The sequence below is a fragment of the Roseivivax jejudonensis genome (assembly GCF_900172265.1).
Classification (GTDB): Bacteria; Pseudomonadota; Alphaproteobacteria; order Rhodobacterales; family Rhodobacteraceae; genus Roseivivax; species Roseivivax jejudonensis.
The window spans coordinates 631,369-649,105 of the sequence record NZ_FWFK01000002.1 but is presented as its reverse complement, the minus strand read 5'-3'; the positions used below and the strand labels follow the sequence as shown (position 1 = coordinate 649,105).

22 protein-coding genes are annotated in these 17,737 nt (G+C 66.8%); 5 read left to right on the top strand and 17 right to left on the bottom strand.

The features are described from left to right. Nucleotides 1-124: transposase (locus ROJ8625_RS08000; RefSeq protein WP_143535044.1), on the bottom strand; the 124-nt coding region annotated here is incomplete at its 3' end. 424 nt (nt 125-548) lie between these two features. On the opposite strand from ROJ8625_RS08000, the gene ROJ8625_RS07995 reads away from it, so the two are divergent. The 4 genes from ROJ8625_RS07995 to ROJ8625_RS07980 all read left to right on the top strand — a co-directional run bounded on the left by ROJ8625_RS07995 (nt 549) and on the right by ROJ8625_RS07980 (nt 3,419). Further along, nucleotides 549-1,232: a ZinT family metal-binding protein gene (locus ROJ8625_RS07995; protein WP_085791332.1), complete on the top strand. Its 684-nt coding sequence runs from the start codon at nt 549-551 to the stop codon at nt 1,230-1,232. 68 nt (nt 1,233-1,300) lie between these two features. After that, a complete protein-coding gene (locus tag ROJ8625_RS07990) occupies nt 1,301-2,521 on the top strand; it encodes a GTP-binding protein (protein WP_085791331.1) in 1,221 nt (406 codons plus the stop codon). Beyond that, nucleotides 2,494-3,135, top strand: coding sequence for a DUF1826 domain-containing protein (locus ROJ8625_RS07985; RefSeq protein WP_085791330.1), 642 nt, complete (start codon nt 2,494-2,496; stop codon nt 3,133-3,135). The genes ROJ8625_RS07990 and ROJ8625_RS07985 overlap by 28 nt, the downstream gene beginning before the upstream one ends. Further along, nucleotides 3,135-3,419 (top strand): DUF6525 family protein, encoded by a 285-nt coding sequence (locus tag ROJ8625_RS07980; protein ID WP_085791329.1) that lies wholly within the window; start codon nt 3,135-3,137, stop codon nt 3,417-3,419. The genes ROJ8625_RS07985 and ROJ8625_RS07980 overlap by 1 nt, the downstream gene beginning before the upstream one ends. Nucleotides 3,420-3,538: 119 nt before the next feature. On the opposite strand, the gene ROJ8625_RS07975 is transcribed toward ROJ8625_RS07980, so the two are convergent. The 7 genes from ROJ8625_RS07975 to ROJ8625_RS07945 form a co-directional block, all read right to left on the bottom strand. After that, nucleotides 3,539-4,015, bottom strand: a complete 477-nt coding sequence (locus ROJ8625_RS07975) for a YHS domain-containing (seleno)protein (protein WP_085791328.1) — start codon at nt 4,013-4,015, stop codon at nt 3,539-3,541. Between the two features lie 45 nt (nt 4,016-4,060). Continuing rightward, the gene (locus ROJ8625_RS07970; RefSeq protein ID WP_234984206.1) at nt 4,061-4,909 is read right to left on the bottom strand and encodes a cysteine hydrolase family protein; all 849 of its coding nucleotides are present in this window, start codon (nt 4,907-4,909) and stop codon (nt 4,061-4,063) included. A gap of 136 nt (nt 4,910-5,045) precedes the next feature. Next, the gene (locus ROJ8625_RS07965) at nt 5,046-5,258 is read right to left on the bottom strand and encodes a hypothetical protein (protein WP_159456740.1); all 213 of its coding nucleotides are present in this window, start codon (nt 5,256-5,258) and stop codon (nt 5,046-5,048) included. A gap of 85 nt (nt 5,259-5,343) precedes the next feature. Further along, nucleotides 5,344-6,414: an AraC family transcriptional regulator gene (locus tag ROJ8625_RS07960; RefSeq protein WP_085791326.1), complete on the bottom strand. Its 1,071-nt coding sequence runs from the start codon at nt 6,412-6,414 to the stop codon at nt 5,344-5,346. 93 nt (nt 6,415-6,507) lie between these two features. After that, nucleotides 6,508-7,116 (bottom strand): pyridoxamine 5'-phosphate oxidase family protein, encoded by a 609-nt coding sequence (locus ROJ8625_RS07955; protein ID WP_085791325.1) that lies wholly within the window; start codon nt 7,114-7,116, stop codon nt 6,508-6,510. 10 nt (nt 7,117-7,126) lie between these two features. Then, the gene (locus tag ROJ8625_RS07950; RefSeq protein ID WP_085791324.1) at nt 7,127-7,591 is read right to left on the bottom strand and encodes a nuclear transport factor 2 family protein; all 465 of its coding nucleotides are present in this window, start codon (nt 7,589-7,591) and stop codon (nt 7,127-7,129) included. Between the two features lie 59 nt (nt 7,592-7,650). Beyond that, nucleotides 7,651-8,199 carry a carboxymuconolactone decarboxylase family protein gene (locus tag ROJ8625_RS07945; RefSeq protein WP_085791323.1) on the bottom strand — a complete coding sequence of 183 codons (549 nt, stop codon included), beginning with the start codon at nt 8,197-8,199 and terminating at the stop codon, nt 7,651-7,653. Between the two features lie 177 nt (nt 8,200-8,376). Here ROJ8625_RS07945 and ROJ8625_RS07940 point away from each other — a divergent pair, with 177 nt between their 5' ends. Beyond that, the gene (locus ROJ8625_RS07940) at nt 8,377-8,958 is read left to right on the top strand and encodes a TetR/AcrR family transcriptional regulator (RefSeq protein ID WP_085791322.1); all 582 of its coding nucleotides are present in this window, start codon (nt 8,377-8,379) and stop codon (nt 8,956-8,958) included. A gap of 105 nt (nt 8,959-9,063) precedes the next feature. On the opposite strand, the gene ROJ8625_RS07935 is transcribed toward ROJ8625_RS07940, so the two are convergent. From ROJ8625_RS07935 to ntrB, 9 genes are all read right to left on the bottom strand, one after another. Then, nucleotides 9,064-9,348: a GNAT family N-acetyltransferase gene (locus tag ROJ8625_RS07935; protein WP_085791321.1), complete on the bottom strand. Its 285-nt coding sequence runs from the start codon at nt 9,346-9,348 to the stop codon at nt 9,064-9,066. Between the two features lie 450 nt (nt 9,349-9,798). Further along, entirely contained in the window at nt 9,799-11,082 is a 1,284-nt protein-coding gene (locus tag ROJ8625_RS07930) for a TRAP transporter large permease (RefSeq protein ID WP_085791320.1), read from the bottom strand. Beyond that, nucleotides 11,075-11,599: a TRAP transporter small permease gene (locus tag ROJ8625_RS07925; RefSeq protein ID WP_085791319.1), complete on the bottom strand. Its 525-nt coding sequence runs from the start codon at nt 11,597-11,599 to the stop codon at nt 11,075-11,077. The genes ROJ8625_RS07930 and ROJ8625_RS07925 overlap by 8 nt, the downstream gene beginning before the upstream one ends. A 52-nt stretch (nt 11,600-11,651) precedes the next feature. Then, a complete protein-coding gene (locus ROJ8625_RS07920; RefSeq protein WP_085791318.1) occupies nt 11,652-12,632 on the bottom strand; it encodes a TRAP transporter substrate-binding protein in 981 nt (326 codons plus the stop codon). An 85-nt stretch (nt 12,633-12,717) separates the two neighbouring features. Beyond that, complete coding sequence (locus ROJ8625_RS07915) at nt 12,718-13,590, bottom strand: NAD(P)-dependent oxidoreductase (protein WP_085791317.1); 873 nt, start codon at nt 13,588-13,590, stop codon at nt 12,718-12,720. A gap of 53 nt (nt 13,591-13,643) precedes the next feature. Then, on the bottom strand, nt 13,644-15,131 hold the full coding sequence (locus tag ROJ8625_RS07910; protein WP_085791375.1) for an aldehyde dehydrogenase family protein: 1,488 nt from the start codon (nt 15,129-15,131) through the stop codon (nt 13,644-13,646). Between the two features lie 361 nt (nt 15,132-15,492). Continuing rightward, nucleotides 15,493-15,960, bottom strand: a complete 468-nt coding sequence (gene cynS, locus ROJ8625_RS07905) for a cyanase (RefSeq protein ID WP_200813297.1) — start codon at nt 15,958-15,960, stop codon at nt 15,493-15,495. A 22-nt stretch (nt 15,961-15,982) separates the two neighbouring features. Then, complete coding sequence (locus ROJ8625_RS07900; protein ID WP_085791316.1) at nt 15,983-16,885, bottom strand: ABC transporter ATP-binding protein; 903 nt, start codon at nt 16,883-16,885, stop codon at nt 15,983-15,985. 12 nt (nt 16,886-16,897) lie between these two features. After that, on the bottom strand, nt 16,898-17,734 hold the full coding sequence (gene ntrB / locus ROJ8625_RS07895; protein WP_085791315.1) for a nitrate ABC transporter permease: 837 nt from the start codon (nt 17,732-17,734) through the stop codon (nt 16,898-16,900). Nucleotides 17,735-17,737: the final 3 nt, after the last annotated feature.

Genomic DNA, 17,737 nt, shown 5'->3' with positions numbered 1-17,737 from the left:
GCCACTTGTAAAACGTCGGCTCGCTCACGCCGTGCTTCCGACAGAGCTCCGCCGCGCTCAGCCCGGCCTGGTGCTCCTTCAGGATGCCAATGATCTGTTCTTCGCTGAACCTGCTGCGCTTCATCGTCCGTCTCCTCTGTCGAGGAACAGACTAACCTCAGAGTGGGGAGGTTTCAGGGGAGCAGGTCACGAGCTCGGCCACCTTGGCGCGGTACAGTTCCGGCAGCCTGGGATGCAGCCGCACAGGCGACGGGGCAGGGGCGTCGAGCTCGACTTCAAGCTGCGTCTTCCGCGCTTCCAGTTCCTCTAGCCGCTGAAGCAGTCCCGCCTTGGGCTTCAGAAACGTTCGGGGTCATGGCATCGCGCGGACATGGCTCCGGACAGAAGGGACAGGCCCTGCGGGCCGAGGGGACGCGCGACCCATCACATCGCGAGCCCAGGGATGTGGGTTGCAAGCAAAAGTGCTTGTCGCTATCGGTTGATTGTTATGTCATTACATAACAAATTGTAATGGAACTCTGACCTTCCCCGGACCACAGGAGTCACTCATGCAACAGGCATTCGCCAAGCACGTCAGCATCCTCGCCGCCAGCGCGCTGCTCACCCTCTCCTCGCAGGCCTTCGCGGAAAGCGACAGCGACGGCGTGACCGACCACGATCACGAGCATTCCGAAGAACACGCCCACGATCACGGCGACGACGACATCTACAATGGCTACTTCGACGACGACCAGATCAAGGCCCGCGATCTCTCTGACTGGGAAGGCGACTGGCGGTCGGTCTACCCGCTGCTGCAGGATGGCACCCTCGAGGAGGTCATGGCCCACAAGGCCGAGCACGGCGACATGACCGCGGCCGAATATACGGCCTACTACCAGACCGGCTATGCGACCGACGTGGCCCGCATCCTGATCGACGGAGACAGTGTCACCTTCTTCCGTGACGGAGAGCCGGTGCAGGGCCGCTACGACGATGACGGCCACGAGGTGCTGACCTACGAGGCCGGCAACCGCGGCGTCCGCTACATCTTCGAGAAGGCGGGCGGCGATGCCGAGGCGCCGGGCTTCATCCAGTTCAGCGACCACGCGATCGCGCCCACCGATGCCGGGCACTACCGACTCTACTGGGGCGACGACCGGGCGGCGCTGCTCGAGGAAGTGACCAACTGGCCGACCTTCTATCCGGCCGACCTGAGCGGCGAAGAGGTCGCCGAAGAGATGATGGCCCACTGATCAGACCCCCGCCGGCGGCCCCGCGGGGCCGCCCTCGCGGCGAAACCAACAATACGAAGGGATCTGGCATGCGATCTCCGGACACCCGTCTCCCCGTCACCGTTCTCTCGGGCTTTCTGGGCGCCGGAAAAACGACACTTCTCAACCAGGTGCTCAACAACCGGGAGGGACGTCGCGTCGCGGTCATCGTCAACGACATGTCCGAGGTGAATATCGACGCCGACCTCGTCCGCGACGGCGGCGCCGACCTGAGCCAAACCGAGGAAAAGCTGGTCGAGATGACCAACGGCTGCATTTGCTGCACCCTTCGCGACGACCTCCTGCAGGAGGTCCGCCGCCTCGCCGCCGAGGAACGCTTCGACTACCTGCTGATTGAATCCACCGGCGTCTCCGAACCCCTGCCCGTCGCCGCCACGTTCGAGTTCCGGGACGAGGGTGGCGATAGCCTGTCGGACGTCGCGCGGCTCGACACCATGGTCACGGTCGTGGACACGGTGAACCTGCTCAAGGACTATGCCAGCCACGATTTCCTCAAGGACCGCGGGGAAGCGATGGGCGAGGCCGACGAGCGCACACTGGTGGACCTGCTCGTCGACCAGATCGAGTTCGCCGACATCGTGATCCTCAACAAGGTCAGCGACGCGGGCACGGAAAAACTGGACGCCGCGCGCAAGATCGTCACCGCGCTGAATCCCGACGCGCAGATCATCGAGACCGATTACGGCCGCGTCCCGCAGTCAAGGATCTTCGATACGGGCCTCTTCGATTTCGAGGCGGCCCATGACCACCCCCTCTGGGCCAAAGAGTTCTACGGCTTCGCCGACCACGTGCCCGAGACGGAGGAATACGGTGTCTCGTCCTTCGTCTACCGGGCCCGGCGGCCGTTCCACCCACAAAAGCTCCACGGTGTCCTGAACGGTCCGCTGCCGGGCGTCCTGCGCGCGAAGGGCCACTTCTGGGTCGCCACGCGACCCGACTGGCTGGCGGAGTTCTCGCTCGCCGGGGCGCTTAGCAGCATCCGTCCAATGGGCATGTGGTGGGCCACCGTGCCGCAGGAACGGCGGCCGGATCATCCGCAGGCCGTGGCCTATCTTGACCGACACAGGCTGGAACCCTTCGGCGACCGGAGACAGGAGCTCGTGTTCATCGGCGCAGGCATGGACAAGGCCGCGATCATCGCCGCGCTGGACGCCGTGCTGCTGGAGGACGCCGAGCACTTCACGCCCGAGGCGTGGACGGGGCTCGACGATCCCTTCCCCAGATGGCGGCGCGCGCCGGAGATGGCATAGTGGAGACGGTGGTGCAGCAGACGGCCGCAACCGTCCTCAGTGGCACCGCACCGGAGGTCCTTGGGAACATCCATGCGCCCGGCTGTGCCGCCGCGATCTGGGAACGGCGCGTGCGTGCGGCGACACAAGGCTGGCTCAACCGCTTGCCACACGACCACCTTCCGGCCCTGCGCACCGTGGTCTCGGCGGATGCGGCCCGCGCCGCCGTTCAGGCCGCCTGCGCGCAGGTCGGGTTGCCGGATGGCACGGACCTTGGGTGGCTCTGCGCCGACGTCCAATCCCTTGCGAGGCGGTTCGCGTCGGTGATGGGCACGCAGGGGGTGGCCTTGCGGCTTGACGTGGTGCGCGACGATTCCTGCTGCAAGTTCCAGATCGACAACGTCCCGGCACGGCTTCTCTGCACCTATCGGGGAGCGGGCACCGAGTATCGCACGACGCATCATGAGGCCGCGCCCGAGCGGATCAGCCGGATGAACGCCGGCTGGGTCGGGCTCTTTCGCGGCGCGGCGTGGCCCGGCGATCTGCCTTGCGGGCTGGTCCACCGCTCTCCGCCGATCGCCGGCCGCGGTGAAACTCGGCTGCTCCTGGTCATCGACACAATCGAGCGCGGCTGATGGCGCGGATCACGCGGCGCGGAAATGCACGCAGCAGCCTGCGGCGCCGAACCTGCATCGGCGACCCGATGAAGGCCTACGACAGGCTTCCGCCGGAGCTGCGCGCGTGGCTGACCGAGGCGGCGCTGCCTTGGTCAGCCCGCTCGGCCCGGCGTGCCTGGCAGCGCGCGCTGCGAGAGACCGGCGGGGACACCAAGGCGGCAAGCGAGAGGCTCAGCCACATCGAGCAGGCCAATCTGGCGAAGGATTCACCAAATGTCTGGGGCACGCGTTCCGGACGGTGACGCGGGACGCCCGTGTTTGCTTCGGCCCGTGTCCGGGCCACGCGCTCCTGCGCGGGATGGCACGGGCACCCCGCAACAGATGGGGCCCCCGTGCCGATTGTTCTTCTGCGGCAAGCGGATCAGAGCTCGGCGACCGGCGTCTCGCGGATGCCCGGCCACATATCGTCCGCACCTGCGAGAACCTCGTCCTTCTGTTCGAGGTATTTCTCGAAGATGGCCGCGTTGACGAAGAGGTAGAGCTTGCCGTCCACGATGTCGGCGTAGCGCACGTCCCCGTCGAACTTCTTGCCGACGAACACGCCGAAGGCACAGAAGCCTCCGTACTGCGGAAGCATCGCCTCCGGGTCTGCATCGAAGGCGGCCTTGGTGTCTGCGGTGGCGAAGTAGTAGTCGATGCCGTCATGTTCCGAGGTGAAGGCCGCGTCGCCGATTGCCGGAGCCTCGGCCTCGAACATGGATACGGGATCGATGCCGTGCAGTCCGAGCGGATTGCCGGTCAGCGTCAAGCCGTTCGAGACGTTGACTTCGTCAGCCGCGAAGGCGACCGGGGCGAGGCAGGCGAGGGCGATTGCAAGGATGGGGCCGGTAATCTTCATGGTCTTTCCTTTCAGGGTCGGGGAGGGTTAGGGAAACCGCGCCGCTCAGGCGCCGCGGGCGATGCGCAGGGTGGCCTCGTCCGTCCACCAGACGGCGTTGGCGACCATGCGAAAGTTGATGAGCGCGGCGAGATAGCCATCACCCTCGGGCACCTTGGCCCCGGCGGTCGCGTCGCGGACGACCGCGACTTCGTAGCCGAGCTCTAACAGGTCGTAGAGATGCGCCTGGGTGCAGAGGTTCGCCGACATCCCCGCGAGGATGACCTTGTCGATGCCACGCTTGCGCAGCTGCAGGTTCAGGTCGTTCTGCGCCGGGCTGTAGACCTTGTGCGGCGAGCAGACGATCGTCTCGCCGTCCTCGATGTACCGCTTGTACTGCGGCATCCAGTCGGCGCCCGAGCCGTCGAACCCGTCGAGCGACAGGGGGCCGGGCCGATCGAACATACCGATCGAGTGCATGGTCTTCTCGAGCGTGCCCTCGAAGTCCCAGCGATGATCGTGCGGGTAGTAGTAATGCGGGGAGATGAAGACCGGCATCCCTGCCGCCTTGGCCGCGACAAACAGCTTCTCGATGTTGTCCACGGTGCCCTGTTCGGTCACGCTCTCGCCCACGACGCCCCAGGTGACGCCTTCTTCGGAGAGGAAATCGACCTGCGGGTCGGTCACGACCAGCGCGGTGCGGCCGGGGTCGATGGTCATGTCGATTTGCGGCAGGCCGGGGTTTTCCGGATCGGCATAGGCGGCGCGCGCCTCGTCGGTCGCGGCCAGAGCGGATCCGCCGGCGACGGTGGCAGCGGCTCCGGCTGCGCCCGCCAGAAGCCGACGGCGCGCCATATCGACGCGCTCGGGCGTCGCGCCGCAGCCGCAATCCTGATGATCGTGAGTATCGCTCATGTCGTGTCTCCTTTCGGGGGTTGTGCGCGGATGCGCGGGGCGGGGTTGGACTCTTGGGCAAAGCCAGCCCGGGCGCGGTCGTGCGGGACGCCGTGCTCTGGATGATCCGGGCTTTTGGGAAACGGCGGGGGCGGTCTCAGTCCGCTTGGGTCAGGACCGTTTGGCAGGTGCAGACCGACTCCGGTTCGATGCGCTCGTCAGGTTCGACTTCGGACGGTGTCGGCAGGCGTGCCGAACGGGTTGCGTCCGTCGGAGGCGCCTCGCTCGCGACCACCGGCCCCGACATCAGGATCGGGAAGGTCAGGAGCCCGGCCAGTATCGCGGTTCCGGCGGACGTCAGAACGAGCATCGTCATGTCCCCGGAACGGGGCGGAGTGGAGCGTCTGGTCAACATGCCTTTGCCTTTCGGGTTCGGGGTGGCTGTTGAGACGACTTTATCGGGCTCCCTCGCGGGCCGTATCGGTCGCGCCTGCCAGCGTCTTGGCCGAAGCTGCCAGTGGCGCGCCGGGCTGTGCGCGATACTGCGCCGGGGCCACCCCTTCCCACCGCTTGAAGGCGCGGGCAAAAGTGCTCTGCTCCGAAAAGCCCGTGAGAAAGGCAATCTCGGCGATCGAGCACCGACTCGTGCGCAGGAGGCTTCTGGCAAGGTCGCTCTGCGCCTCGCTCACGAGATCGCGAAAGGTCTGACCCTCATCGGCGAGGCGGCGGAAGAAGGTGCGTTCGCTCATGCCGAGATGGCGCGCGACCGTCGACGCCTGCGGGATGCCCGCGCTGAGACCGGCTTCGAGATGCTGCAGGACGTGGTGGCGGAGCGAGGCCGTCGGCGCGCGGGAGCCAAGCTCGGTATCGAGATGGGCGATCAGGAACTCCGAGACCGCCGCATCGCCCAGCCGGTTGCGCCGGTCGAGAGCCCCCGGGGCAAAGGCGATGGCGTCTTCCTGCGCTCCGAAGACCACCGGACAGCCGAGGGCCGCGGCGTACCGGTCGGGAGCGCCGGAGCAAGGATGGCGGAACGAGACATGCGCCAGGTCCAGGGGGCCGTCGACGAAGAGCCGCATATTGCGGGCGAACGCGTACAAGGCGCATTCCGCCCGCAGCTGGAGCCCGGGAGCGTTCGCCGGTCCTCCCTTGAGGATCAGCCGGGGAGGAGAGGTGCATTCTTCCAGCCGATACAGCGCGGTATCGGTGAGGAGCAGGAAATACCGCTCGACGCGTTCCAGCGAAGCGCGCAGGGTCGGAGCCGTCTTGATCGCGAGCCCAAGCGCGCCGAGGTCGTCGATTCCGATGGCCGCGGCGTATGCGCTGACGACGGAGAGGCGGTCCGGCCGGTGATCCTCGATCCACGCGAGAAGCGCGAAGAAGGCCTGATCAGACACGTGCCCGTTCGAGTCGGGAGTGAGGAACAGAAGCGTATCCGACCCCGTCCGCACGGCGCCGTCCTCCGCGACGGTCAGGTCGACGGCGGCGCTCAGGGCGCGGATGAACGCGATCGTGACACTCGGCATGGCAACTCCTTTTGAACAATTGGCAGGTCTTCGAAAATTCGTTGCAGCCCGGGCAAAAGGCCGCGCTGCGTCCCGGTGAAGGATACAGCAGAGTCACCCCGCGGGAATTGGCGTCGAGGAAAGCTCGGTCTCGAGTTCCGCGACGCGTGCGCGCAAGCGGAGAAGTTCCTCTCCGTGCTCGGCGTCGGTGCGCCGAACCGGAATGTGCTGCGGGCAGTTCCAGTCGAAGGCGGCAATTCGTATAACGATAGCCCGCTCGGCGCGCGCAGCGTCGGGCCCCGAAAGGTAATCGATCACGCCCGCGTCCTCCGTCACCCGCGCATGGCCCCAGAGCTTCAGTCGTTCGCGCCTCGCGTAGTCTATGGCGAGGATCGACACGCGGTCGTTGCCGCGCAGGTTGCCGAGGCTGATGTATTGACGGTTTCCACGGTAGTCCGCATAGGCGATGGTTTGCGGATCGATGACGCGAAGAAAGCCCGGCGCGCCGCCGCGGAACTGCACGTAGGGCCAGCCAGTCTCGCTCACAGTGGCCTGAACGATCCCGTCGCGCGCCTCGAGGAAGGCGGCCTCGCGCGGGCTCAGCACTGCGCCGCCATCGCGCTCTGGCGAGAGAACGCGAGCGTAGGCGTCCGCCGAACCATTGCGGACTTGCTCGGCCCGGACATTCGGGGTGAAGGCGATCTCTGCGTAGGCGTTGGGCACGGTATCTCTCCTACAAACCGAGTTCGGTCAGGCCGGGGTGATCGTCGGGGCGCGGGCCGGCGGGCCAGTGCATGAGCCGCTCCGACCCCTTGATGGGCCGGTCGTTGATCGAAGCGATGCGGCGCCGCATCAGGCCGTCCGGCGCGAATTCCCAGTTCTCGTTGCCGTAGGCGCGGAACCACGAGCCACCGTCGTCGCGGTACTCGTAGGCGAAGCGCACGGCGATACGGTCGCCGTCGGCCGCCCAGAGTTCCTTGATCAGGCGGTAATCGAGCTCGCGGTTCCACTTGCGGGTCAAGAAGGCGACGATCTGCTCGCGGCCGCTGAATTCCTCGGACCGGTTCCGCCATGAACTGTCGGGGGTGTAGGCGAGGGCGACCGTCTGCGGATCGCGACCGTTCCAGGCGTCCTCTGCGGCGCGAACCTTGTGGGCGGCGCTGTCTGCGTCAAAGGGTGGGAGAGGGGGACGTGGCATGTCGGTGTCCTTCGTTCGTGCGTAGTTCGCCCCGGCGCAAGGCCGGGGCGCTGCGAAAATCAGGCGAGTTCGGCGCTCACGGCCGGAAAATCGATCGGCGTATCGAAGGCCTCGTTGAGGTAGTTGGTCAGCGTGTTGAGCGCGACATGGGCCACGATTTCGACGATCTCGGCGTCGCTGTAGCCAGCTGCCTTGACGGCCTCGACCGCGGCAGGCCCGACGCGGCCGCGCGCATCGACCAATGCCGTCGCGAAACGCACCGCTGCATCGGCGCGTGCATCGGTCGAGCCGCCGTTGCGGTTCGCCGCGATCTCGGCGGCAGAAAGCTTGGCGACATGCGCCCCGACATAGCTGTGCGCCGCGAGGCAATAGGCACAACCGTTGATCTGTGCGACGGCCAGGGCGATCCGTTCGCGCGTGGCAGCGTCGAGCGCACCGTTGCCGAGCGCGCCACTCAGGCCGAGATAGCCTTCCAGCGCTGCGGGGCTGTTGGCAGTCAGGCGAAAGAGGTTCGGCACGGAGCCGAGTGTCTTGCGGACACCGTCGAGCGAGGGGCGAGACGCGGAGGGCGCGTCATCGATCGTGTCGGGCAGGGAAATGCGGGTCATGGGTTTCTCCGTTTGACTGATGCGCCATCGGACGCCTTCAGTAAAACAGACAAGTCTGTCTAATTTGCAAGTCTCGATTACCGGCACGTGAAAGACGTTTCATGCGGCGGCACGTTGACCGCGTCCCCCAGGAAGATCACATGATAGACAGAACTGTCTGACCAGTAAGGGGTTTCCATGTCCAGCCGCCGCGACGACCTCGTCGAGACCGCCCTGCGACTTTTCTATGCCAACGGCTTCAACGCGACCGGGATCGACAGGATCCTCGCGGAGTCCGGGGTCGCGAAGATGACCCTCTACAAGCATTTCCGCTCGAAGGATGATCTGATTCTCGCCGCCCTGGAACTTCGCGACACGCAGTTCCGCGAGTGGCTGTTCGGGCGGATGGACGCGGCCTCGTCCGATCCCGAAGCTCGGCTTGTTGCCATGTTCGACGCGCTCGCGGATTGGTTCGCGGGAGAGGCGTTTCCGGGCCTAGGGTTTTCCGGGTGCGCGTTCATCAACGCCGCAAGCGAGTTCGCGCCGCTCGACCATCCGGCTCACACGTTCGCCGCCGAGCACAAGCGTCTGATCGTCGAATACCTCTCGAAGCTCTGCACGGAGGCCGGCTACGAAGCGCCCGAGATCGTCGCCGAACGGCTCGCTCTCCTCAAGGAGGGTGCGATCGCGACGGCGCATGTCCGCGGAATGCCCGAAGCCGCAAGTCTGGCACGCGGGATGGCGGAGGATCTGCTGAAAGCTGCGCCGCGCCTGCGTTGACGATTCAGCGTCGTGGCAGGCGTCGGGGCGGTTCCTGTCATCCAAGCCAGGTGCGATCGGGTCAGCATCGTTGCACCGAAGAGCAGGAGCGCCGCAGCTACCGCGTCATCGCGAAAGCACGTCGTGCCATTCCGGATGCCGCCGGAACTGTGCGGCCGCGAAGGGGCAGAGCGGCGTGATGGTCTTGCCGGCGTGGCGCATGTCTTCGACGGCGCGCGCGACGAGCGCTTTCCCGACACCCTGTCCACGATACGCGTCCGGCACTTCGGTGTGATCGATGATGATCATGCGCTCGCCTGCGACCGAATAGGTCATCTCGGCGACCGGCCCGCCGTCGGCGGAGTAGAAGTATCGCCCCTTGCTGCCGTCGATCTCGTGCTGGATGTCCATTGTCACGTCCCAAATCTCTCCCGCTTCCGCATCCGGTCCTCAGACGCGGTTTCCCCAAGCCGAGAGTTTCCAGGGCCGGACCTTTCGCCCGCAACCGGTCGCGCATGGTCTTGAACGCGTCGGCCTTCGTTTCACCACGACGTCACCGGCCTGAGTGAACCGCATCATTGCCGCTTGTTCGTTCGACGCCAAGGCCGATCCCGAGATGCAGACCTCGAAGCTCGTGGCCAGCAGGCCGAGTGCCTGCCCTGCCATGCACATATCGAGCGCGATGCCGTCGAGCGCGACCCTCCTGCGGCCAATGCGTGCCAGTCCTCCCGAAACTCCGGCACTCCGCGTGCTGAGGGCGGTTCCGTGCGGACCGCCGGTTGCGTTTCAGCGCAGGAAGACATCCCGATCGAGCGTTGCCGCATCGATGCCGAGCAACCGGACAGTCAACCCTGGTGTCGCTCAGAACCCGCTGACGCGCGGCAGCCACGTCGACAGGCCGGGCACGAAGGTGATCAGCAAGAGAGCCAGCGCGAGCGCAAGGAAGAACGGCGGCATCTCTCGGATCAGCGTCGAGGGCTTCAACGACACCGCGGACGACACGACGAAGATCAGGCTGCCGACAGGTGGCGTGGTCAGGCCGAGCGTCAGGTTCACGATCACGATGATCGCGAAATGGTCGGGGTCGATCCCAAGGGCGAAGCTGATCGGCGCCAGGATCGGCACGAGGATCATCACGCCCGGCAGCGGATCCATGAACAGGCCGAAAGCCAGCAACAGCAGGTTGACCGCGAGCAGGAACACGATCGGTGACAGGTCCCAGGAAATGATCGTCTCGGCCAGCATCTGCGGGATGCCCTCGATGATCAGGACCCAGGCGAAGGCCCGCGCTGCGCCCAGGATCAGAAGCACCGCTCCGGAGATGATCGCCGCGCGCAGGATCGTGTCGGGGAGGTCGCGGAGCCGGAAAGAGCGATAGACGAAGATCGCGACAAGCAGCGCGTAGAACACCGCGATGACGGAGGCTTCGGTCGGCGTGAATACCCCGAAACGGATGCCGCCGACGATCAGCACGATCAGCAGCAACGCCGGCAACGCGTGCGCGGCGATGCGGCCGATCTCGCGCAGCGACGGCATCGGCGCGCCCGAGGCATAGCCGCGCCGGTGGCTGACCCGCGCATTCGCGAGCAGCACGAGCAGCGTGATGAGGATGCCCGGCAGGACCCCCGCCATGAACAACGACCCGACCGACACCTCCTGATCCTGCATCGCGTAGATGATCATGGTGATCGACGGAGGGATGATCGGGCCCACGACCGAGCTGGCGATGGTCAGCGCGCCGGCATAGGCGCGATCGTATCCGCCGCGCTCCATCATCCGGACCATCATCGCCCCGGGGCCCGCCGCATCGGCCAGCGCGCTGCCAGAGATGCCGGCGAACATCGCCGAGCTGACGACGTTCGCGTGCCCGAGGCCCCCGCGCAGATGCCCGACAAGCGACTGCGCCAACCGCAGGATCGCGAGAGTCACGGCGCCCGCGGTCATGATCTCGGCGGCGAGGATGAAGAAAGGCACCGCCAGAAGCGGAAAGCTGTCGAGGCCCGAGAACATCTCTTTTACCACGACGATGTTCGGGTAGCTCGAGCCGAAGCTGAGCGCGACGAAGACCGAGATCGCCATCGCAAAGGCGACCGGAAGGCCGAGCGCAAGCAGGACGAAGAGCGCCGGAAACAGGATCTCAGCCATTCGCGCCCTCGCGCATGGCTGCATCGCCCTGAACCGGGGCTGCGCCCTTGTAGGTGCCGGCGCGCACGAATTGCGGCGCGATCAGGAGCAGGTGGACGATCAGCAGCAGAAAACCCACCGGCATCGCCGCATAAACATAGAGGAACGGCACCCGCAGCGCGGGCGTCAGCTGGAATTGCATCCGCTGCGCGTATTCGATCCCGACCGAGACCATGAAGCCGAAGAAGATCAGCAGGCCGACGACCAGCGCACCGCGCAGGATCTTCTGGCCCGGTCCCGGAAGCGAGTCCTGCAGGTTGGTGATCGCGACATGCGCGCCCATTCGCAGCGCGAGTCCCGCGCCGATGAAGGTCATCCATATCATCAGGTAGCGCGCGGCCTCGTCGGCCCAGGACAGCGAATGCCCCGTCAGATAGCGCAACGAGATATTGGCCCCGACGATCAGGGGCATCGCGCCCAGGATGAGGATCAGCGCCCAGCCGTTGGCGCTCACAAAGATGCGTTCGAGCCGCTTCACGCGAGGCCCCCTGTCGGTGCCGGCGCCCCGTGGCGGGAGCGCCGGCGACCGGTCATTCGACGTTGACGATCGAGTCGACCAGGTCCTGGCCGTAGGTCTCGTAGTAGCCCTCGTAGGCCGACGAGATCTCGTCCTGGAACTGCGCCTTCTGCTCGGCCGAGAGTTCGTTCACCTGCATGCCGCGCTCCTTGAGCGTCTCGACGCCGGTGGTCTCGACCTCGTCCACGAAGCCGCGCATCGCCGTGACGGCCTCGTCGGCGGCGGTTTCGAACGCCTCTTTCTGCTCGTCCGTCAGGCCGTCCCAGAAGGGCTTGGAGACCAGCAGCATCGCCGGCGAATAAACGTGCCCCGAAAGGGTCAGGTACTCCTGAACCTCGTCGAGCTTCACCGACACGATGACCGACAGCGGGTTTTCCTGGCCGTCGATCACGCCCTGCTGCAGCGACGAGATCACTTCGGGCCAGGCCATCGGCGTCGGCGCGGCCCCCATCGCGTTGAACGCGGCCTGGTGGACCGGGTTTTCCATCGTGCGGATCTTCAGGCCCTCGACGTCGGCCGGGGTCTCGATCGGGTTGCGGTTGTTGGTGATGTGGCGGAAGCCCTGTTCGCCCCATGCCAGACCGTGAAGGCCCACGTTGTCGAACTTGGCGAGGATCTCCTGACCGATCTCGCCATCGAGAACGGCGCGCGCGTGCTCGAGATCGCGGAACAGGAACGGGATGTCGAACACGCCGGTGTCGGGCACGAAGTTGGCCAGCGTGCCGGACGAGACGATGGTCGCCTCGATGGTGCCGATCTGCAGGCCCTCGATCACCTCGCGCTCACCGCCGAGGCCGGAGGAGGGGAAGTGGTTGAACTCGAAGGCGTCGCCGGTCTGCTCGGTGACGACCTCTTCGAACTTCTGCGCCGCGACGCCGTAATGGCTGTCGGGCGCGAGCGCGTAGCCGATCTTGACCTCGGTCTGGGCCAGCGCCGGGCCCCCTGCCGCAATAATCGCACCGGCTGCGACGAACCCGCTGAAACGATAGGTCATGTGGTCCTCCCTGGAATTTCCCGATGTTGCTACACGCGGCATTTGGGGGTGACAACCCCGCTGGCAGCCCGCTGCGAGCGGGGTTTCAGGCGCCGCCGGACCTGCGGAAAAGCCGGACCATTTCCGGAACGTAGGCGTCTCCGCCGCCACTGTCGCAGGCCCCCCGGATCGCGGCCGACACGCCGTCCGCGACGGTGGTCTGCCCGCCCGCGGCCTCGGCCATCTCGCGGTAGTAGTCGATGTCCTTTCGGGCGTTCGCCACCGCGAAGGGCAGCCCGCTGCGGTCGCCGTCCACGATGAACGGCGCCAACCTGTCGAGTGCCGCGCTCGCGCCGCCGCCATTGGCCAGCACCTCGACCAAGACCGCGGGATCGACGCCCGCATCGGCGGACTGCGCGGCGGCCTCGGCCAACAGCGTCATGAAGCCGACGGAAACGTAGTTGTGCAGGAGCTTCAGCTGGTGCCCGTGCCCGAGGGGGCCCACATGCGTGACGGTCTCCGTGAAGCTGTCGAGCACCGGGCGGACGCGTTCGAGCGTGTCGCTCTCCCCCCCCACCAGCAGGTTGAGCGTACCGGCATGCGCGTGGGCCGCCGTGCGGGTCATCGGCGCGTCGAGATAGGCGCCGCCGGCCTCGTCGGTGCGTGCGCCCATCCGCAGCGTCGTCTCGGGCAGGGAGGTCGAGCAGTCCACGACGACCGTGCCGGGCCGCAGCGCGGGCAGAAGGCCGTCCATCACCGTCTCGACCTGCGGCGCGCCGGTGACGCAGAGCAGGACGACATCGCAGACCGCGGCGATCTCGGCCGGTGTCGTGACCGCCATGCCACCGAGCGACACGATCTCGTCCGTGGGCTGGTTTCCGGGGTGATCGAGGTAGGTCAACGCGTGCCCGCCGCGCGACAGCACGTTCCGTGCGATGCCGTGGCCCATGAGGCCGACGCCGATCAGTCCGACATTCATGGTTGGGTCCTTTCGTCGGGGCGCGCGCTCATTACCTTGCGCGCCCGGTCATGTCAGTCTGCGTTGATCCAGATGGCCTTGGTGTCGAGGTATTCCTCGACATGCTCCGCACCGCCCTCGCGTCCGTAGCCCGACATCTTCATGCCGCCGAACGGCACCGCCGGATCGATGGCGTGGTACATGTTCACCCAGACAGAGCCCGCCTTGAGCCGGTGGGCCAGCTTGTGCGCCGTGCCGAGATGGGTCGAGAACACGCCGGCCGCCAATCCGTAGGGCGTGGCGTTCGCCCGGTCGACAACCTCGTCGAGCGTGTCGAACGGCATCGCCGCGATGACCGGGCCGAAGATTTCCTCCCGCGCCACGGTCATCTCGTCCGTCACGCCACCGAACACCGTCGGCTGGAAGAAATGCCCGCCGTCGAGACCGCTGCCCGTCGCCCGTCCGCCGCCGGCGACGATTTCGGCGCCCTCGGCCGGACCCGTCGACAGAAAGCCCGCGATGCGCTCCGCCTGTCGGGCTGAGATGATCGGCCCGAGGTCGGTGTCGGGCGCGATGCCGTGGCCGATCTTCAGCTTCGACGCGTAGTCCGCCACCCGCCGCACGAATTCGTCGTGGATCTCGCGCGCCACGAAGAGGCGCGAGCCCGCGATGCAGATCTGGCCGGAATTGGCGAAGACCGCCATGGCGGCCACGGGGACCGCCTTGTCCATGTCCGCATCGCGGCAGACGATGACCGGGGATTTGCCGCCCAGCTCCAGCGATACGCGCTTGAGATTGCCGGTCGCGGCGCGGGCGATGGCCTGCCCGGTGGCTGTGGAGCCGGTGAAGACGATCTTGTCGACGCCCGGGTGCGCGGCCAGCGCGGCGCCCGCCTCGGCACCGGTGCCCGTCACGACGTTCAGCACGCCATCGGGCAGCCCGGCCTCCTGCATGATCCGCGCGATCATCAGGACGGTGAGCGACGCCTCCTCGGACGGTTTCAGCACCACCGTGCAGCCGGTGGCGAGCGCCGGCGCGATCTTCCAGACCGACCCGGCTATGGGCGCGTTCCACGGGATGATCGCGCCCACGACGCCGACGGGCTCGCGCACGGTCGAGGAGTAGATCTCGCCGGGGAAAGAGTTCGGGAGGGTCTGCCCGTGCACGCTGACGGCCTGGCCCGCGTAGAACCGCAGCATCCCCAGCACCCGGCGCTGATTGGCGAGGGTGCGCTGGATCGGCATCCCCATGTCGAGCGTGTCCGACAGGCACAGCGTCTCCCACTCCGCCTCGAACCGCTCGGCGATGCGCAGGAGCAGGTTCTGCCGCTCGTAGGGCGTGAAGGCCGCCCAGGGCCCCTCGAACGCGCGCCTTGCCGCCGCCACCGCCGCGTCGATGTCGGCCGCATCGCCTCGCGGCACGGTGGCCAGAACCGAGCCGTCCGCCGGGTTCGTCGCCTGCATCTCGCGGCCGGACCGCGCCGCGCGCCACTCCCCGTCGATGACCATGGGCCGGAATGCGCCGTCGTAGAGCGCCTTCGCCGAGGCCTGCCAATCCTTCATGTCTTTCTCCCGCCGGACGTGGGTCGACGCCGACGCGTTCATGGCGCCAGCGCGGCTCGGGCGCAAGCAGGCAGCACATATACATGGGGGCGAGATCGATGCGCGACGCGACCGGTCGGATCCTCGGGTTCCGGACGTGACGATCCATGCCTTGGGGCAGCACGCCGTGCGCGGTCACCGACGGTTGTCCCCGTGGGGCCACGCGCGCCCTATGGATCGGGCTGCGCCTCCCGGGGAGACGTCCGCGCGCGTGGCCGCGGCGGGTTTTCGAGTATTTTGGCCAAGAAGAAGCGCGAGGCGCCGTGCGCCGACGGCGGGCCGGGCGCGGCGCGGGCCCGTGCGGGGCCCGCGCGGGGGCAGCTCACCAGCTGTTGTAGCCGAGATACTTGCCGGACATCTCGATCTTCACGCGGTCGCCCTTTTCGTTGGGAACGCGTACCACCGACATGTCGAAATCGATGGCCGACATGATGCCGTCGCCGAACTTCTCGTGGATCAGCGCCTTGATCGTGGGGCCGTAGACGCCGACGATCTCGTAGAGGCGGTAGATGCAGGGATCGGTCGGCACCGTCTGCTCCCAGATCTTGGTGGGGCTCTCCTCGAGGACCGAGGCGGCTTCCTGCGGCAGGCCGAGCGCGGCGACGAGCGCTTCGGCCTTGGCCTTCGGGAAGGCCTGCATCCCCATGCATGCGGAATGGGTCCAGACCGGCGACATGTCGATCGTCTCGGCAATGCCCTCCCACGTGAGGCCGGCCTGCTTCTTGGCCGACAGGATCATCGCGGTGACGTCTTCCTTGGTCATCATCTCGGGCACGTAACTGTCCTTCATCACTGGTCTCTCCTCTCCTTGGTCAGCTGTTGACGGCGCGCAGCCGCGGGTTGGCGTCCGGCTCGGGCTCCGGCGCGCTCTCACGCGCGATGCGGACGGTCTCGGGCCGCTGCGGGCCCTCCACCTTCTGGCCCGCCAGTTCCTTCGAGCGGCGGCCGAGGAACTGCACGAGGTGGTTGCGGATCGCGTAGTAGTTGGGGTGGTCCACGATCTCGGTCCGGGTTCGGGGGCGCGGGATCGTGATGTCGACGGATTCCGCCACGCGGGCGAAGGGGCCGTTGGTCATCAGCAGGATCCGGTCGGCCAGCAGGATCGCCTCGTCGATGTCGTGGGTGATCATGAAGACCGTCTGCTCGGTCCCGCTCCAGATCTTCAGGAGTTCCTCCTGGATCGTGCCGCGGGTCAGCGCGTCGAGCGCGCCGAACGGCTCGTCCAGGAGCAGCAGTTTCGGATGGTTGGCGAAGGCCCGCGCGATCGAGACTCGCTGCCGCATGCCGCCCGACAGCTGGCTGGGCTTGCGGTGGATCACGTCGCCCTCGAGCCCGACCTTGGCGAGGAACATCCTGGAATGCTCCAGCACCTTGGCGGGGGACCAGTCCCGATGCCGCGCCTTGACGCCGAACTGGACGTTCCGGAGCGCGGAGAGCCAGGGCAGCAGCGAGTAGTTCTGGAACACCACGCCGCGGTCGAGGCTGGGGCCCGAGACGGCGAAGCCGTCCATCTTGACCACGCCGGAGGTGGGCTCCGCGAGGCCGGCGAGGATGTTCATGATCGTCGACTTGCCGCAGCCGGAATGGCCGAGGATGACCACGAATTCGCCTTTCTCGATCCCGAAGTTCGCGTTTTCGAACACGGTCAGCGTGCCCCCCTGGCCGTCGGGGAATTGCTGGGTCAGGTTTTCCACCGAGAGATACGGTTTGGACATGGAGAGGCTCCGTTACTCGGCGTAGGCGATAGTGCGCTGGAGCGCCGCGAAGGCCGCGTCCAGGACCATGCCGACGATGCCGATCATGAGGATGGAGAAGATCACCGAGGTGAGGTCGAGGTTGTTCCACTCGTTCCACACGTAGTAGCCGATGCCGGTGCCGCCGACGAGCATCTCGGCGGCGACGATCACCAGCCAGGCGATGCCGATGGAGATGCGCATGCCCGTCACGATGGTGGGCGCGGCTGCGGGCAGGATCACGGTGAAGGCGGTTTTGAGGTGGCCGAGCTCGTGGGTCCGCGCGACGTTCACCCAATCCTGCCGCACGCCCGCGACGCCGAAGGCGGTGTTCAGGAGCATCGGCCAGATCGAGCAGATGAAGATCACGAAGATCGCCGAGAGCTGACTGTCCTGGATGACGAAGAGCGCGAGCGGCATCCACGCGAGCGGGGAGATCGGCCGCAGCACCTGGATGAACGGATTGAGCGCGCGGTAGGCCACGGGCGACATGCCGATCAGGAAGCCGAGCGGGATCGCCACCAGCGCCGCCAGGAAATATCCCGAGAGGACCCGGAACAGCGAGTAACCGATCTGGATGCCGATGCCCTTGTCGTTGGGGCCGGCGTCGTAGAACGGGTTCGACAGCTGCTCCCACGCCTTGGCGAGCACGTCCGACGGAGGCGGAATGCCGGCCTTGGGCGCGCCGCCGCCGGTCAGGCGCTCGTACTCCGTGAGCTCTTCGGCGGCTTTCTGCGCGGGGATCGCGGCCTCCCAGATCAGGAGGCCGACGACGAGCAGGACGATGGACAGGATTGCCGCGCGCTGATTGAGCGAGAGTTGGGAGGCCATCCG

Coding starts and splice junctions, on each gene's coding strand:
- ROJ8625_RS07940 (WP_085791322.1), top strand. CDS start 8,377: ATGTCCAGCCGCCGCGACGACCTCGTCGAGACCGCCCTGCGACTTTTC.
- ROJ8625_RS07980 (WP_085791329.1), top strand. CDS start 3,135: ATGGCGCGGATCACGCGGCGCGGAAATGCACGCAGCAGCCTGCGGCGC.
- ntrB (WP_085791315.1), bottom strand. CDS start 17,734: ATGGCCTCCCAACTCTCGCTCAATCAGCGCGCGGCAATCCTGTCCATC.
- ROJ8625_RS07950 (WP_085791324.1), bottom strand. CDS start 7,591: ATGCCACGTCCCCCTCTCCCACCCTTTGACGCAGACAGCGCCGCCCAC.
- ROJ8625_RS07985 (WP_085791330.1), top strand. CDS start 2,494: ATGGCGGCGCGCGCCGGAGATGGCATAGTGGAGACGGTGGTGCAGCAG.
- ROJ8625_RS07970 (WP_234984206.1), bottom strand. CDS start 4,909: ATGAGCGATACTCACGATCATCAGGATTGCGGCTGCGGCGCGACGCCC.
- ROJ8625_RS07995 (WP_085791332.1), top strand. CDS start 549: ATGCAACAGGCATTCGCCAAGCACGTCAGCATCCTCGCCGCCAGCGCG.
- ROJ8625_RS07975 (WP_085791328.1), bottom strand. CDS start 4,015: ATGAAGATTACCGGCCCCATCCTTGCAATCGCCCTCGCCTGCCTCGCC.
- ROJ8625_RS07935 (WP_085791321.1), bottom strand. CDS start 9,348: ATGGACATCCAGCACGAGATCGACGGCAGCAAGGGGCGATACTTCTAC.
- ROJ8625_RS07915 (WP_085791317.1), bottom strand. CDS start 13,590: ATGAATGTCGGACTGATCGGCGTCGGCCTCATGGGCCACGGCATCGCA.
- cynS (WP_200813297.1), bottom strand. CDS start 15,960: ATGAAGGACAGTTACGTGCCCGAGATGATGACCAAGGAAGACGTCACC.
- ROJ8625_RS07965 (WP_159456740.1), bottom strand. CDS start 5,258: ATGCTCGTTCTGACGTCCGCCGGAACCGCGATACTGGCCGGGCTCCTG.
- ROJ8625_RS07945 (WP_085791323.1), bottom strand. CDS start 8,199: ATGACCCGCATTTCCCTGCCCGACACGATCGATGACGCGCCCTCCGCG.
- ROJ8625_RS07990 (WP_085791331.1), top strand. CDS start 1,301: ATGCGATCTCCGGACACCCGTCTCCCCGTCACCGTTCTCTCGGGCTTT.
- ROJ8625_RS07920 (WP_085791318.1), bottom strand. CDS start 12,632: ATGACCTATCGTTTCAGCGGGTTCGTCGCAGCCGGTGCGATTATTGCG.
- ROJ8625_RS07910 (WP_085791375.1), bottom strand. CDS start 15,131: ATGAAGGATTGGCAGGCCTCGGCGAAGGCGCTCTACGACGGCGCATTC.
- ROJ8625_RS07960 (WP_085791326.1), bottom strand. CDS start 6,414: ATGCCGAGTGTCACGATCGCGTTCATCCGCGCCCTGAGCGCCGCCGTC.
- ROJ8625_RS07930 (WP_085791320.1), bottom strand. CDS start 11,082: ATGGCTGAGATCCTGTTTCCGGCGCTCTTCGTCCTGCTTGCGCTCGGC.
- ROJ8625_RS07900 (WP_085791316.1), bottom strand. CDS start 16,885: ATGTCCAAACCGTATCTCTCGGTGGAAAACCTGACCCAGCAATTCCCC.